Raw genomic sequence first — 14432 nt, 5'->3', positions numbered from 1 at the left:
AACCCGGCCACCCAGATCAAGTGGGGCCTGGACTACATGAACTCCCGCTACGGCAGTCCGGTCGGCGCCTGGAACTTCTGGCAGGCCAACCACTGGTACTAAGCCGCCCCCGCACCCCCACGCGCGGACGCACGCACGCTCGGCCGAGACTCTCCGGCCGGGCGTTTTTGCGTGATCCACACCTCTCGGTTCGGGTTGATCTTGCGATGACCAGATCTCATCCTGCAATATTCTTGATGTGCCGTATGGAATTCGGCATCTGTGTGGATGGGGAGGATCATCATGGCCACCGAGCGACCCGCGCTGTACGAGATGCTCGACGACCGGTTCCGTACCGGTCGGTGTATGAACGGCGACGACGGCCTGGAGGTCCTGTACACGGGCTGTCGCTGGGCCGAGGGGCCGATCTACCTGCCCGCCGCGCGGCAGCTGATCTGGAGCGACATCCCCAATGACCGGATGCTGCGCTGGGACGAGGAGACCGGGGCCGTCAGCCTCTTCCGCCGCTCCGCCGGGCACACCAACGGCAACACCCTCGACCGCGAGGGCCGGCTGATCACCTGCGAGCAGGGCAACCGCCGCGTGACCCGGACCGAACACGACGGCACGGTCACGGTCCTGGCCGACCGCTGGCAGGGCAAGCGTCTGAACAGCCCGAACGACGCCGCGGTCAAGTCCGACGGCTCCATCTGGTTCTCCGACCCGGACTTCGGCATCACCAGCGATTACGAGGGCTATCGCGCGGAGAGCGAGATCGGCTCGAACAACGTCTACCGCGTCGATCCCGCGACCGGTGAGGTGCGGCTGGTCGCCGACTGCTTCGGGGCTCCGAACGGCCTCGTCTTCTCGCCCGACGAGCGGCGGCTCTTCGTCTCCGACACCCGGGCGGGCCTCATCCGGGTCTTCGACGTACGCGAGGACGGCACGCTGTCCGACGGTGAGGTGTTCGCCGAAGCCGGAGCCCGTGGGGCGGCCCGTTTCGACAACCTCCGCTTCGACGACGACGGCCGGCTCTGGGCGGCCGCGATGAGCGACGGGGTGCACTGCTACGACCCCGACGGCACTCTGCTCGGACGGCTGGACGTCCCCGAGGCGGTCTCGAACATCGCCTGGGGCGGACCCAAGCGCAACCGGCTCTTCATCACGGCGGAAACCAGCCTGTACTCGGTGGTCATGGGCGTCACCGGCACGCACCCGACCGGACCGGGGCGCAGGCCCTGGCTGGATCAGGAGTCCCGGTGACTTTCCGGCACGACGGCACGACGACACGGGGGTCGGGCATGGGTGATCATGACCGCATGCAGACCCGTTTCCTCGGCATCCCCGAGCTGGCCGAAGTTCCGCCCGTGGCGGTCGTCGTGGACGTCATGCGTGCCTTCACGGTGGCCCCCTGGGCGTTCGCCCAGGGGGCGGAGAAGATCGTTCTCGCCGAGTCGCTGGATGAGGCACTGGCGCTCAAGGCGCGCCACCCGGACTGGGTGGCCCTCAAGGACGGGGCGCCCGCGCCCGGGTTCGACGCCGTCAACTCACCGGCTCTGCTGCGGTCCGTCGACCTCGCGGGACGGACCGTCGTGCAGAAGACCACGGCGGGGACGGTCGGCGCCCTCGCGGTCAAAGAGGCGTCGCTGGTGCTGTGCGCCGCCTTCGTGGTGGCGGAGGCAACGGCTCGGCTCCTGCGGACGCGCGCGGGTGACGGCGTCACGTTCGTGGTCACCGGCGAGGACGGCCGCGCCGATGAGGACCTGGCGTGCGCCCAGTACATCGCTCAGAGGGCCGCCGGGGCCGGGACGGACGCGGCTGAGTTCCTCCGCCGGGCCGGCGCGTCGCGCGCCGCCTCCGAGCTGGCGCGGGGGGTGCGTCAAGGAGCCCATCCCGATGACGTCGCGCTCTGCCTTGAGCTCGACCGGTTCCCCTTCGCCATGGTGGCTACCTCGGAGGACTCGCTCATGATCCTGCGCCCGTACGCCGTGCCCCCGACCTGAGTCTCCGACCCCTAAGAAGGCATCGCCGCGTGATCGGACTCGCTGCGCAGGACGCAGAATTCATTGCCCTCAGGGTCTCCCAACACTCAGAACTAGAGGTTCTGGAGTGTGTCGGCATGGTGGCATCGGCCCTGGTCAAGGCGGGTAGCGGGAATTTCTCCCTCCCTACAGGAAGCATGGAGAAAGAAGCAGGCGCAACACCTTCGGTCCCTATGCGCGGGGCGAAGAAGGAAGGACGCAGGAAACCTCCGCTCTCCCCAGAGGGGATGGAGACAGCACAGGGAACCGGTAACCCGCTCGCGGGGACGGTCTACACCGAGACCCTTCGGGGTGTGCGGTGTGTCCGTCTGTCGGTGCTCACCGACGAGACCACCAGCCCCGACCGGCAGCGCGAGGCCGACGACCAGGCGGCAGCCGCGCACAACATCAGTTTCGGCGAGGGTGACCAGCTCCGCGAAGCGGTGGACCTTGACGTATCCGCTTCCAAGATCAGTCCGTTTGACCGTCCCGCCCTCGGCGGTTGGCTCGCGCGGCCCGATGAGTTCGATGCGCTGGTGTGGTGGCGGTTCGACCGAGCCATTCGGTCCATGGCGGACATGCACGAGCTTGCGAAGTGGGCCCGCACGCACCGAAAGGTGTTGGTGTTCGCCGGGGGCGGGCGCATGGTGTTCGACTTCCGCAATCCCATGGACCCTATGGCGGAACTCCAACTGACCATGTTCGCCTTTGCCGCTCAGGTAGAGGCGCAGTCCATTTCGGACCGTGTTACCGGGGCTATGGCTGCCATCCGGAACATGGTCCTGCGGTGGCGCGGTTCGCGTCCGCCGTACGGCTATATGCCCGCGCCCATGCCCGAGGCACACGGCGGGGTGGGATGGACGCTCGTCCCCGATCCGGATGCGGTGAAGGTCATTGCCCGTATCGTGCGGGAGCTGTTCGAGGGGAAGAGCATTTCGGCTATCGCCGTGGGGCTCAGTGGGGACAGTGTTCCGAGCCCGCGTGATCACTGGGCTTTGAAGAAGAGACGGAAGACCGGCGGGCGGACCGGCGGAGTCAAGGGGCTCGTTAAGGACGCGTTCCTGTGGAATCCGGCGGTCATTACGCGGATGCTGCGGAACGAAACGCTGCTTGGCTGGAAGATGCACAAGGGCAAGCCCGTGCGCGACGCTGAGGGCAGCCCGATCATGCAGACCGAAACTCCGATCATGACCCGCGAGGAGTTCGACCGCATCGGCGCACTGCTGGACGAGCGCAGCATCGACAACAGCGACAGGAAGGATACGGACGCGCTGCTTTTGCGGGTCATTCACTGCGATTCGTGCGGCGTCCGTATGTACCTGAACAAGCAGGAAAGCAAGAAGAACCAGCACCCCACGTATAAGTGCAACCCGTACTCGCGTGGATTCAAGTGCGAGAAGTCCGCAAACATCAGGGGTGATTGGGCAGACGAGCACGTGACCGCTGAGTTCCTGCGCCTGGTCGGCTCTATCGAGACGACTCATGTCGTGACGATTCCCGGGTACGACCCCGGGCCTGAACTGCGCGCCACCATTGCGGAGTTCGCGGAGCACCAGGAGCAGGAGGGACGCCAGAAGTCCAAGCACGCTGCGACCGAGTGGCAGAAGCGTGCGGACGCGCTCGCCAACCGCATAGCCGATCTGGAGTCCCGCAAGAAGACGGAGCCGCGGCGCGTAGTGACTCCCACGGGACGGACGTTCGCCGACGAGTGGGCCGAGAAAGACACGGCGGGACGGCGTGCACTGCTGATTGAAGCCGGGGTGCGGCTGAACGTCCGGCGCGGGACCCGTGGCGGTTGGCGGACGCTGGACACACGGCGCGTGGACTTCACCATGTCCGGTGATCTGGACCCCGCCGCGGAAGAACTCGACGCAGTAGCAACGGCGCTGGAGTCCGAGACGCGCGGAGACTCCCCGACCCCGGGTGCGCGTGTGCGTCTGGTCGAGACTGCCCGTGAACTGGTCGCCGCATAGCCGCACGTGCCCGCTACGACGCTCAAGAGCCCCGGACGGTCCCCCGTGCACCGCCGGGGATCTGGCGCGCCCGCAGGCGGACCTACGCGGCTTGTGGGCCGGCTCGCCGTCGGTGGACTGCTGGACAGCGGGAGGCGAAAAGGTGTTGGGGGTGTCGAACTTCGACTGTTTTTGGGGAAGCCAAGAAAAACCTAGAGAGAAGAGAGATAAGGGTCCGTCCTGACACCTCACCACCAGCCCGCGAGGGCAAGCGGCCTGGCATGCAGGAATCCTTCGGTCCCTTCTATTGGCGAACCAAGAGATGGGCATGCCCCGTACCGCCGAGCGAGAGTCCTTCACGCCCGCGACTGAAAGCGGGAAACCCCCGCACCTCCTGTAAACCCGGAAGGGGCGACACGGCCCCTGAACCCAGCCGAGAGGAACGATGAACACCACACGACACGTAGAGGTCTGCGCGCTGCTGCGACGCGCTGAGAGCGCCGCACAGGACGCCCTGAACGGCGACCAGGCCGCCGCACGCACAACGCTCGCTCTCGTCGCCGACGCACGGCAGCGAGCCGAGGACACGGGGCCCGGCGCATGCGCCCACCCGAACTGCCCCAACGAACTGCACTACGTCGGGCGGGGCCGCCGTCCGCTGTACTGCTCGGCGGAGTGCCGCACGGACGTCTACCAGGCAACGCAGATGGCTGCGCGTGCGTTGATCAAGAGCCCGGAAAGGGCAACTACCTAGCCCTCTCTCATAACTTCACAGCCTCACTCACGAACCCCTGACGTGCCGTACGCAGGGGCTTTTTCTTACCTAATTACCAGCGCAGGGAGAACGATGAACGACACGCTCGGACGATATAACCACCTGGATGGAAAGTGCGACATGGATCGGAACCGAGCGGAATCTTGGGTCCGAGATGAAGCGATGGAACGCCTTGCGACCCTCCGGGATTCCAACCCTGAGATGTATGACCGAATGGGCCCCATGGTTCGAATGAGCTTGGGTCACTACGAAATCGATAAGAAGATTGCAGCGCAGTATGGACGCGACGTAAACGAGGGCGGTAAGTGACTATGTCTACTGAGATCGAGAAGGTGGCGGCACAGGTTGCCAAGCTGCGAGCACAGGCAGAAAAGGTATCGGGTCCCCTCGCAGACGCCGAAGCCATGCTGAAGGCAGCGGAGGACGCCGAGGCCGTTCGACGTGCTGAGCGTACGACTGACTACAACCGTCGAGTGGTCGAGACGTGGAGGGAGCGCGCTGACACGGCGGCCAGGTCTGGTGACGCTGCCCGGGAACGGTTCCTCGATGCACTGGCCGTTGAGTCGTGGTTCGCTGCCTACGTTCAGTACCGGGCCGCCCGGCATAAGCGCGGGCACGTTCTGACTGAGGCACAGCGGGCACAGTCCGCATTGGGCGAGGTATGCACTGTTCCTGAACAGCGTTGGTATGACGCACGCCTGTTGGAGGACATCGTGTCGCACGCCGCCAAGAAGGCTTCAGAGTTGGCTGACGAGTTCGATCAAGAGATGAGCGGCAAGCGCGACGCTTACATTTCAGGGGCAAGCTGATCATGGCTGTTGACGCGCTAGATCCCGGCCCAAACGGAGATTATCCATATTTCCCCCGAGATGCCATGGGGCGGCCCGCGTGGTCGGATACGGAAACGGATGCACGGACCGTAATGCCGAGGGGAGTTCAGCGAATGTGTCATGCTGGCCGGCTCATGGTTATCGACCTCGCGCCCCGCCACTCAGACGGAACTCCGATTGATCCCCCGGTGATCCCGCCGAATGACCCCCATGCCGCGTAAGCCTTGCCCCCCCCGTGCAGTGTCCCCGGGTGCCCCGAGCTGGACAGCACTTCGGCCCGGTACGGACCTCTCAGGGCCCGTACCGGGGCGCCAGCTCGTCAGCGCGAACAGAGGTAGTCCACCACGGGCGCCAACCGGGTGGTGGCGGATGTGGGCCTAGCCGTGTACGCCGCGAATGCATTCCCGGCGCCATCCACGACCGTAAGCCCTGCCGGAATAGCCGTCCCGCCGCTGACGACGATCACGGGCTGACCCTCGCGGTACTCGATCGACAGGGTGCCAATGTCCTCGGGGTTGACCTGGTCGGCCGGGATGAGCACGGGTTCGGTCGTCTCGGGCTTGTACTGGACCGGAGCCGGTCCCTTGGCGCTCCGCACGGACGTAGTGCCCATCTCGTTGTCGTCGTCGCCTTCCAGCGCCATGCGAGCGTCGGTCTTCTCAGTCGGCAATTGGACCGGGGCCGGTCCCTTGGCGTTGGGCGTGGTTTCAGCCATGACTGTCTCCCGCTGTTGGTGAGGGTGTGGGGTTCGGGCACGAACGGGAAGGTTCAATCGCTCTGCCGTCCGTGTCACCAGGCCGCGATCCGCGAGCGTTAACGAAGGTTGCTTTCGAACCTGTTCTGGACAGCGCTCAAAATGCTCGGGTAGGGCGCGTTGTCTGGGCGCGGCGGATCGTAAAGAGACGCCTGCATCGAAACCGACCCGAAGGCCTGGGCGAGTTCAGCAAGTGCAGCCGATGACTGGCCTTCGGATCGCTCCGCGACGAGCTCGGCTTCGCGAGCAATGGCCGAGAGCAGTGCGTTACGGGTCATGGTGACGATGGGTGCTTGTGTCACGGTGATCTGCGCCGAGATGGTGCTCCCGTCGGGTGCCTCGGACGTTACTTGCTCGTAAGACACGCGTGTCCCCTCTCAGGTCGACCCCTTGCCGACCAGGCCAGAGCGTTGCATCACCAAACGTCACCAGGCAATGACTCATCGCTAAACGGCCGGGAATCGACTTGGTGGCGCGAATGACATCGCCCATGTGGCCCTCGACTCCACTACCCCGCCCCTCGGGAGGTGATCCCCCATGCCGCGACGACCCCGCCCCCCGTGCTCGGTCCCCGGATGCCCTGAGCTGACCCCCCGTGGTGGTCGCTGTGCCGCTCATGAACGTGAGGCGACCGCACAGCGGGTCACACCAGGTACGAGCGCGTACGGGCCTCGCTGGCCCAACATCCGGCGCGCGTACCTGTACCGGAATCCGTGGTGCGTGCTGTGTGGGAAGCCCGCGGCGATTGCGGACCACTTCCCCGAGTCGCGCCGTTCGCTGCTGGCTCGGGGTGTTGCCGATCCGGACACGGCGTCTCGTCTGCGTCCGCTGTGCACGTCGTGCCACAGCAGGGAGATCGCGCGGCATCAACCGGGCGGATTCGCTGCGGAAGCGCGTTCACGGCGCGAGGCGAACGAACGCCCGCCGTTCTGACCAGGGGGGTACTCCCCTCCCCTCCCGCGACTGCACGGCAGGGAGGCAAAAAACTCGCATGGCTCATTGAGGCATTTTCGCGGAGGTGAATACGACCTAACCTAACAGAAACACCCACCCCCGTACCCATCATTCGCTAATGAATGATGGGTACGGGGGCTTTCTTGTTTCGCGCTCAGACCGCAACCGATGGCGGGGTGACGAGGCGCGCGCGCTCGTAGAGACTCCGGGCAGTCTGATTCTTGAGGTGGGGCCGAATCCGAGCTTGCATCGTTGACATGGCCTTATCGCACTGCCCCGATTGAACGTCGGGGTAAATTTCCACGACCTTGACCCATGTGGCACACGCGCTTTCGAGGTGGCCGATTTCTAGCTGACGTTCGGCAAGCATGGACAGGTAACGAATCCGGTTCCTCTTGAATGAGCTATGCCGCAGCTTGTCGGATTCCTCTAGGTCTTTGACTGACCCCCGAATGTCGCCTAGTTCGTACCGAACCTGCCCAGCGTGATAGGTCAGAGAAGACGGGTTGTACGAGCCGAACGTCTTGGTTTGGGATTCGGCTTTCTCCACTGCCACTTCGGCCTCTCGCAAATACGTAAGCGCCTTTGTGCGCTCGCCAAGCTGCGCGGAGGCGTGCGCTTGCTGTCCCGCCAGAAAGGCGCGCATTCGAGGACCAGCCTGCGGAGATGCAGACGCGGCTGCGTCAGCAAGGCGCATCGCAGTCTTCCCGTGGCGTAGATCAACTGCCTGAACGCTCATTCCCCGTAGGGTTGTGCAATACGTGAGGTGGTCTTCCGAGGCGCCTGCTAGCTCTAGCGCTTTCAGGTAATACTGCTGCGCTAGGCCGTGGACCCCCTCGTCTACAGCCATATATCCGGTGAGATAGCAGAGGTCGGAAGCCGCTGACATCATCGCCTTGCGGACCTCCTCTGTCGCGTCGGCTCGAAGGTAGGGGGCTACCGTATTCACGAGGAATGCCGCCGCCATCGGGCGAGCGTGCCGACCTCCGAATTGGTCGTCCAAGTCAGAGACGCGCTCTGTCATGGCGATGACCATGTTTACGTCGGCCATCCCTATGCGTTGCGTCTTTCCCGACTGAACCGCTTCCATGCGTCCCACAACATCCGGCCACCCAGGGACGGTAAGGGCCACGGAGAACAGTCCCGCACTCAGGACGCTTCGGCGTGAGGGGTCCATGTCTTGCCTCCCGAGGTCTACCAGCCCTTCAACGGTAGTCGGGTGACTGTTGGACTCTTCCGGGGGTGCCGGGAATCCTGCGTCGGCGTGCGTGATGGGGCGGAAGAGTCTCCGGGCGAGTGCTTCCAGAATCAGCGGCCGCACAGCCTCTTTCGGCAGGTGGCCACTCAACCACTGGTGCACTGAAGGCTGTTGGTACTTAAGAGGGGTTCCGCGCTCGGTCCCGATGCGGTTGACCTCTTGGGCGAACTGCCGCAGGGTCCACCCGCTCTCGCGGTACAGCCGCTCAAGTCCGGCGTTCGGCTGTCGTGTCGTCACTGGTCCCCAACTCCCGTGCTCTGACTGCTTAACGCTCTTAACTCCTGCCCTCTTCCCAACGGTACCGCTGTGCATGGTCGGGCGGTTGCCTAGTGCGAGCACGGCCACCGCAAGGGATGACGCCGCAGGGAGGGCCCGGACATGGAAAAGCACGCACGAACGGCCACGGGGAACCCCGAGAGGTCCAGTGCGGGAATACCGGTTCGTGCCTACTGGTGCGAAGTGCTCGCGGAGGGAGAGGTGTACGGGACGCGCGAGACAGTCCCGTACGTCCTCGGCACCTTCAAAACGATCTCGCCGAAACTCGCGCTGCGGTGGTTACAGGACCAGGCCGAGCGAATCGCGGACCGGCTCGACCCGGACCCGGAACGCTCGGCGTGGGTCAAGCCGTGGATGCGCGTGGACACCGTGCCAAAGCCCGACTGCCCCACGGAATTTCGGTTCTGGAGTCTCGACCCCGAGGAGCACCAGGCCGCGCGGGTACAGCTCAAGGAAGGTGCCCCGTTCTCCACGGTCATCCCTGACAAGGGGTGCCGCTTCACCTTGACCGTGTGGCCCGTGGTCGTGCCTCCGTCCGAGTCCAGCCCGACACTGCCCGCCGATGACGGACAGTCCACATGCCCCCGCCCTGGTCGCGCGAGCCACAGGAAGCCCCGGCGCTCGTCGGGGTGGCTCGTCCTCATTCTGTGATCAGGGCGGGCCGCTCGGCACCGTATGACGCACACGGCGGAGCCGAGCACCCCGAACCTCAACCGCGCACCATGACCGAAGGAGAAAAGTCGTGAACACCCTTCCCCATGCCGAGCGCACCGCAGAACGCGCACGGGAGATCCTGACGGCCATCGAGGCCGATCCGGAGTTCGCCGCGTTCAGGGCCGCGAGCCTGCGCTATGACGAGGACTGGACGTGCTTTTCCGGTGGTCCGGTCATCAGCGAGTACGACCAGGCCGCCGACGCGGCCCCGCTGTTCACCGAGGGACTGCGAGCGCTCTGCCTCAAGGCCGCAGTGTTCGAGGCGACCGGCGACGAGCGCGCGGCGGAGATCCCCGTTGCCGTGCCCGTGGACGAGATGACGCACGCGATGATCGCTCAGCCGCAGATCCTCGCCCGGATCACGGCTCGGGTCGGCGCGCAGATCATCCACCAGACCGACCAGGAACATACCGACTGGACACGGGACGACTACACCCACCAGGCGTACCGCGCCGCGTGGGGCGAGCCGCCCGCCCGGTACTGGATCACGCACGCGGAGGTTGCTCGCCGGCTCGGCATCCTGCGCGCGAAGTACGAGGCGGCGGGCTTCCGCCGGATGGGCCTCGCGCACAGCATCACGTTCGAGCCCGTCCCCGCGTAACGGCTAGCTGAGTGCCTGCCGCATCACCGTGAGCGGGTCCAGTTCCGGGAAGCGCTGCCGGATCTGCTGCTGTGCCTGAGAGATCAGGTCATCCAGGAGAACCGGGGCCGCGCCGTACAGCACGTCATGCAGGTACGGCACCACCGCGGAAGGGTCGGGCGGTAGTTGCAGCTCGACAGTCAGCGGGGCGTTCTCGCTCTTGTAGCGCCTCGCGGGCAGCCCGACCTTTTCGGGGTGGACACAGACCGGTGTCCCGTCGCTCAAGTACCGGTGCCCGTCTGCCTTGTTGAACGGGCATTCCGGGGTCGGGCGCTCGAACACGTCGAACTCACCAACAGCGTGGACGCGGGACGGACAGATACCGCACGCGCGGTGGTGTACGTCGCCGTTCACGAAAGGCTCGGGCATGACCGGAGCCTAGCTCTCACCAGCACCACAGACGCCCCTTTCCGGCCGCACCGCCCCCTCGCGGGGGACGAGCATCGGGGATGGGTTGCAGGACCCGTTGCGGGGCCGCTGGGCGTGTTCAGCAACGGATGAGGGACCAACCCACGGTGCGCACCGTGCAAGGTTCCGCCCGCCCCGCCCGTGTACTGCCCCCGTAGCACATGGGCGGGGCGCCGACGCTAGACCTGTTCGCCATACCGGAACGGTGGCGCGCACTGGAATGTGCAGCGAGCGGCACGGAACACCCCTACACATACGAGGGTGCCCCGTTCGGAGCCGACGCGTTCGCCGCTGCGGGAGTGTCGGCATGACGGCCGCTCGATTCGTCGCCGCGCTGCTCAGTGCGGAGCCCGCCCCTGAACCGTCCGGAGCGCACTGCGTCCGCTGCAAGCGGTGGACCTGTGCCCCCGTTCCGGTCCGGTACATCGAGCGCGCGAGCGGCCCCGGGGTGACCCTGTACGCGTGCCCGAGTCACGCCGTGGCGTTCGGTGCGGGCCCAACCCCCGAGGATGAGCTACACACCCCGTAGACGAGCGCTCAGACAGCAAAACGCCACGTGCGGCCAAGTGCCGTGCGGGGCTCTGTCGTTGGCGCTGACGTGCGCGTATCCTTAGAACTGGTAGTCAGGAGTGTTGGGGTCGGCGAGGACGGCCCAGCCCGCGCCGTCGGGCTTGCGGTGATCAGTGACGAGGGCGGCTCCGAGGGCCAGCAGCCGCTCGATCTCCTCCTCGCGCGAGCTCGTCGGGCGCAGGCACAAGTGGATCCGGTTCTTGACCGTCTTCGGCTCCGGCACCTGGTTGAAGTACAGGAGCGGGCCCTGCGGAAGCATCACCTGGGTCTCCCGGTCGCCCGGTCTGTTCTGCGGGTGCAGCGGAGAACCGGTCACCTCGCTCCAGAACCGCGCCAGCCCATAGGCATCCGAACAGTCGATCGCCACGTTCTGCACCACCGAAATCATGCGGGTCAGCCTGCCCGAGCACCGCTCAGTCCGCCACCGAGATCGGGCCCGGGCCCGCGCCCGGCGGTGTGTTCCGGGCCGAGTCGGCGAGCCGTGCGGCGAACGCGGTGATGAGCCCGCGCAGTTCGTCCGGCCGCTCGATGACGAACGGTCGGTCGAGGGAGGCGAGTACGGCAGGCAGCCAGTCGAGCCGTTCCACCCTCATCTCGACGCGGGACCAGCGCCCGCCCTCCGGGTCCGGGCCGCCCTCGGGCGGCAGCTCCTCCACGATCGCGAGGCCCGCGGGAAGCCGCGCCCGGACGTAATCGGCCGTCTCCTGGACCCGCGCCGTCACCTCGTGCCGGTACGGAGCGGTGGCGAGGCCCGCGAGGACGCGTGCCGCCGGGTCGAACCCGGTGGGCGGGTCGAACGTGCCGGGCAGGGTCCTCGCGTCGGCGATGCGATCGAGCCGGAAGGTGCGTTCCTCGCCGACCGCGGGATCCCCACCGCTCACGTACCACCTGCCCGAGTGGGCGACGAGCCCGTACGGGTGCAGGGTGCGTTCGCTGTGCCGGCCGTCCGCGGCGGTGTACCGGATCGAAACCGGCCGGTGATGGCGCACCGCGTCCGCGATCGCGAGCAGGACCGCGGTCTCCGGGACCGCCGGCGTACGCGGCGGGGTGGTGAAGGCGAGGGAGTCGAGTACGGCGTCGAGCCTGCGGCCGAGCCGTTCGGGCAGGACCCGCCGGATCTTGGCGGCTGCCGTCTCGCTAGCCGTGCCCGCGGCGCTCATCAGGCCGGCCCGCTGGCCGGCGACCAGGCCGAGCAGCACGGCGAGCGCCTCGTCGTCGCTCAGCATCAGCGGAGGCATGCGGTAGCCGGCGGCGAGCCGGTAGCCGCCGTGGCGGCCGCGCACCGACTCCACGGGTACGTCGAGGTCGAGGAGGTGATCGGCGTACCTCCGCACCGTGCGCTCGTCGACTTCGAGCCGGGCGGCGAGTTCGGCGACGGTCCGGAGGCCGCCCGATTGCAGGAGCTCCAGGAGGGTGAGCACGCGCGCGATGGGTCGGGGCATGTCCGGAAGTCTCTCTCATATACCGGGCGGATCCTGTCCGGTATTCGTTCTAGCGTGAGGTCGTCACCACGACCGACGACCTGACCTGGAGAGATCCCATGGACTTCGTTTCGATCCGCATCATCACGGGCGATGTCGCCCGCCTCGTCGACTTCTACGAGCGCGCCACCGGAGTGGCGGCGAACCGGGCCACCGAAGACTTCGCCGAACTCAGGACCGCCTCGGCCGCCCTGGCCATCGCCGGGACCCGCACCGTGCCCCTGTTCGCGCCCGGCGCCGCCCGGCCGGCCGACAACCACAGCGTCATCATCGAGTTCCTCGTCGACGACGTGGACCGTGTCCACCGGAACCTGAGCGCCTTCGTGGAGGACTTCGTCCAGGCGCCCACCACGATGCCCTGGGGCAACCGCTCGCTCCTCCTGCGGGACCCCGACGGCAACCTCGTCAACTTCTTCACGCCGGTCACCTCGGCCGCCGTCGCCAAGTTCGCCGCCAGGGCCACCCCGTAGCGAGCGCCACCGCCCGGCCCGGGCGGTGGCGCTCGGCGTCGCTACTGGTCCGCGTGAGTGCGCTGGGCCCAGAAGTTCTCGCGGTAGGCGTCGAAGACCGGGCTGTTGGTCACCGGCGCGCGGGGCGTGTCGTCGTACTTGAGGAGGGCCTCGTCGTTGTTGCTGAGGCCCGACAGGGTGTACGGGTGGCTGCCCGTGAAGACGATCTTCTGGTCGGGAAGCCCCTTGTAAGTGCCCTCGATGAGGAGGTACTTGGAGTGGGTGGCGGTGCCGCCCGCGACCGTGTCGTCGTTGAGCTCGTGCAGGCTGATGCCGCCGTAGCGCGTCGGCTTGGCCAGCTGGTCGTGGATCTGCGTGCCGGTGTTGTCGAGTTTGCGGTAGACGATGTCGACGTAGCACCCGGCGTCATCGAGTTCCCAGAGCTTCTTCGCGACCTCGGGCCGGGTGATCTGGTGCATCGCGATGCGGATGACGGTACGGCCGTCGGCGGTACCGTAGCCGGCCGAATTGCCGTGGCAGGCGGGCTGGCCCGCCACCGGGTCGTCGACGGTGTTGAGGATGTTGAGGACCACATCGGCGGAGCGGGGGAAGAAGTACGCCTTCGCCGGTCCCGCCTGGGTGTCGTTCGGCAGGTCGGACACCTGGAGGGCGGGGTTCGCCTGAGCCGCCGCCAGCTGGTTGAAGTAGGAGGCGTAGGCGTCGTGGAGCACCTCGTTCCCGGCGACGGTGAGGGCGTCGTTCCAGGCCTTCTCCCGGTCCCAGGTGGTCTGGTTCGCGGAGGTCTGCACGACGACGTCGTCCACCGGGACGGTGGCCGTGGAGCTGCCGGTGGTCCGGGAGAACAGATAGAACTTGTTGTGGTTGACGCTGGGGAAGGAGTCGTTCGGGTTCGGGTCCTTGGCCAGGCACGCCTGCCCCTGTGCGCACACGCGGACCCACGAGTTGCCCGAGGTCGCGGTCTTGCGGGCCAGCCCGTCGCGGAGCGCGACGTAGGCGGGGCCGCCCGCCTGGCGCGCGGTGCTTTCGCTGTCCAGGATCACCTGGACGTTCACGCCCCGCAGGTGAGCCGCGTTCAGCCGGCCGACCAGCCAGTCCGACTCGAAAACGTAGGAGGAGATCTTGATGTCGGATCCGGGCACGGCGCCGTCGATGAGACGGGAGATGTGGCTGAATATCGTGTTCTGACCGGCCGGGTTGGTGGGGTCGTTGAACAGGGCACCCGTGGTGACCAGCGGCGCCGTCGGCGCGGATGCCGAGGTGGCCGTGGCCGTGGCGGGGGCGGACGCGCCCATGAGGGAGAGTGCGGCTGTCGTGATGGCGATCGTCATCACGTTGATCTTCGTCATGCCG

The 14432-nt window shown here is 66.7% G+C and carries 15 protein-coding genes; 8 read left to right on the top strand and 7 right to left on the bottom strand.

Annotated features, from left to right (window positions below; genetic code table 11):
• The 5 genes from IE248_RS38755 to IE248_RS36275 form a co-directional block, all read left to right on the top strand.
• Positions 1-102 (top strand): aggregation-promoting factor C-terminal-like domain-containing protein (locus tag IE248_RS38755; protein WP_506417322.1); only part of this gene is annotated, 102 nt, incomplete at its 5' end.
• Positions 103-282: 180 nt separating this feature from the next.
• On the top strand, positions 283-1242 hold the full coding sequence (locus IE248_RS36290) for an SMP-30/gluconolactonase/LRE family protein (protein WP_190033040.1): 960 nt from the start codon (positions 283-285) through the stop codon (positions 1240-1242).
• A 56-nt stretch (positions 1243-1298) separates the two neighbouring features.
• Positions 1299-1982 carry a 2-phosphosulfolactate phosphatase gene (locus IE248_RS36285; protein ID WP_190033039.1) on the top strand — a complete coding sequence of 228 codons (684 nt, stop codon included), beginning with the start codon at positions 1299-1301 and terminating at the stop codon, positions 1980-1982.
• 266 nt (positions 1983-2248) lie between these two features.
• Positions 2249-3973, top strand: coding sequence for a recombinase family protein (locus IE248_RS36280; RefSeq protein ID WP_190033038.1), 1725 nt, complete (start codon positions 2249-2251; stop codon positions 3971-3973).
• A 1065-nt stretch (positions 3974-5038) separates the two neighbouring features.
• Positions 5039-5536 (top strand): hypothetical protein, encoded by a 498-nt coding sequence (locus IE248_RS36275; RefSeq protein ID WP_190033037.1) that lies wholly within the window; start codon positions 5039-5041, stop codon positions 5534-5536.
• A 340-nt stretch (positions 5537-5876) separates the two neighbouring features.
• Here the strand turns inward: IE248_RS36275 and IE248_RS36270 are convergent, their stop codons facing one another.
• The 3 genes from IE248_RS36270 to IE248_RS36260 all read right to left on the bottom strand — a co-directional run bounded on the left by IE248_RS36270 (position 5877) and on the right by IE248_RS36260 (position 8760).
• On the bottom strand, positions 5877-6272 hold the full coding sequence (locus IE248_RS36270) for a hypothetical protein (RefSeq protein ID WP_190033036.1): 396 nt from the start codon (positions 6270-6272) through the stop codon (positions 5877-5879).
• A gap of 98 nt (positions 6273-6370) precedes the next feature.
• Positions 6371-6676, bottom strand: coding sequence for a hypothetical protein (locus IE248_RS36265; protein ID WP_190033035.1), 306 nt, complete (start codon positions 6674-6676; stop codon positions 6371-6373).
• Between the two features lie 743 nt (positions 6677-7419).
• Entirely contained in the window at positions 7420-8760 is a 1341-nt protein-coding gene (locus IE248_RS36260) for an NsdA family TPR-like regulatory protein (protein ID WP_190033044.1), read from the bottom strand.
• Between the two features lie 141 nt (positions 8761-8901).
• Between IE248_RS36260 and IE248_RS36255 the strand changes: the two genes are divergently transcribed.
• Both IE248_RS36255 and IE248_RS36250 read left to right on the top strand, forming a co-directional pair.
• Positions 8902-9450: a hypothetical protein gene (locus IE248_RS36255; protein ID WP_229895792.1), complete on the top strand. Its 549-nt coding sequence runs from the start codon at positions 8902-8904 to the stop codon at positions 9448-9450.
• Positions 9451-9541: 91 nt separating this feature from the next.
• Positions 9542-10114 carry a hypothetical protein gene (locus IE248_RS36250; RefSeq protein ID WP_190033034.1) on the top strand — a complete coding sequence of 191 codons (573 nt, stop codon included), beginning with the start codon at positions 9542-9544 and terminating at the stop codon, positions 10112-10114.
• Positions 10115-10117: 3 nt separating this feature from the next.
• Here IE248_RS36250 and IE248_RS36245 read toward each other — a convergent pair whose 3' ends face one another.
• The 3 genes from IE248_RS36245 to IE248_RS36235 all read right to left on the bottom strand — a co-directional run bounded on the left by IE248_RS36245 (position 10118) and on the right by IE248_RS36235 (position 12573).
• Positions 10118-10522 (bottom strand): hypothetical protein, encoded by a 405-nt coding sequence (locus IE248_RS36245; RefSeq protein ID WP_190033033.1) that lies wholly within the window; start codon positions 10520-10522, stop codon positions 10118-10120.
• Between the two features lie 649 nt (positions 10523-11171).
• The gene (locus IE248_RS36240) at positions 11172-11519 is read right to left on the bottom strand and encodes a VOC family protein (protein ID WP_190033032.1); all 348 of its coding nucleotides are present in this window, start codon (positions 11517-11519) and stop codon (positions 11172-11174) included.
• A gap of 25 nt (positions 11520-11544) precedes the next feature.
• A complete protein-coding gene (locus IE248_RS36235) occupies positions 11545-12573 on the bottom strand; it encodes a helix-turn-helix transcriptional regulator (RefSeq protein WP_190033031.1) in 1029 nt (342 codons plus the stop codon).
• A 98-nt stretch (positions 12574-12671) separates the two neighbouring features.
• Here IE248_RS36235 and IE248_RS36230 point away from each other — a divergent pair, with 98 nt between their 5' ends.
• Positions 12672-13082 carry a VOC family protein gene (locus IE248_RS36230; protein WP_008735490.1) on the top strand — a complete coding sequence of 137 codons (411 nt, stop codon included), beginning with the start codon at positions 12672-12674 and terminating at the stop codon, positions 13080-13082.
• Positions 13083-13123: 41 nt separating this feature from the next.
• Here IE248_RS36230 and IE248_RS36225 read toward each other — a convergent pair whose 3' ends face one another.
• Positions 13124-14428, bottom strand: coding sequence for a phospholipase D-like domain-containing protein (locus IE248_RS36225; protein WP_073794408.1), 1305 nt, complete (start codon positions 14426-14428; stop codon positions 13124-13126).
• Positions 14429-14432: the final 4 nt, after the last annotated feature.

This window comes from Streptomyces goshikiensis (assembly GCF_014650555.1).
GTDB lineage: Bacteria > Actinomycetota > Actinomycetes > Streptomycetales > Streptomycetaceae > Streptomyces > Streptomyces goshikiensis.
The sequence above is the reverse complement of the archived record's forward strand: the minus strand, read 5'-3'. Positions and strand labels throughout refer to the sequence as shown.

Excerpts from the sequence above, each read along its gene's own strand:
- IE248_RS36240 (WP_190033032.1), bottom strand. The coding sequence starts at position 11,519 with ATGATTTCGGTGGTGCAGAACGTGGCGATCGACTGTTCGGATGCCTAT.
- IE248_RS36245 (WP_190033033.1), bottom strand. The coding sequence starts at position 10,522 with ATGCCCGAGCCTTTCGTGAACGGCGACGTACACCACCGCGCGTGCGGT.
- IE248_RS36285 (WP_190033039.1), top strand. The coding sequence starts at position 1,299 with ATGCAGACCCGTTTCCTCGGCATCCCCGAGCTGGCCGAAGTTCCGCCC.
- IE248_RS36270 (WP_190033036.1), bottom strand. The coding sequence starts at position 6,272 with ATGGCTGAAACCACGCCCAACGCCAAGGGACCGGCCCCGGTCCAATTG.
- IE248_RS36280 (WP_190033038.1), top strand. The coding sequence starts at position 2,249 with ATGGAGACAGCACAGGGAACCGGTAACCCGCTCGCGGGGACGGTCTAC.
- IE248_RS36235 (WP_190033031.1), bottom strand. The coding sequence starts at position 12,573 with ATGCCCCGACCCATCGCGCGCGTGCTCACCCTCCTGGAGCTCCTGCAA.
- IE248_RS36230 (WP_008735490.1), top strand. The coding sequence starts at position 12,672 with ATGGACTTCGTTTCGATCCGCATCATCACGGGCGATGTCGCCCGCCTC.
- IE248_RS36225 (WP_073794408.1), bottom strand. The coding sequence starts at position 14,428 with ATGACGAAGATCAACGTGATGACGATCGCCATCACGACAGCCGCACTC.
- IE248_RS36275 (WP_190033037.1), top strand. The coding sequence starts at position 5,039 with ATGTCTACTGAGATCGAGAAGGTGGCGGCACAGGTTGCCAAGCTGCGA.
- IE248_RS36290 (WP_190033040.1), top strand. The coding sequence starts at position 283 with ATGGCCACCGAGCGACCCGCGCTGTACGAGATGCTCGACGACCGGTTC.
- IE248_RS36255 (WP_229895792.1), top strand. The coding sequence starts at position 8,902 with ATGGAAAAGCACGCACGAACGGCCACGGGGAACCCCGAGAGGTCCAGT.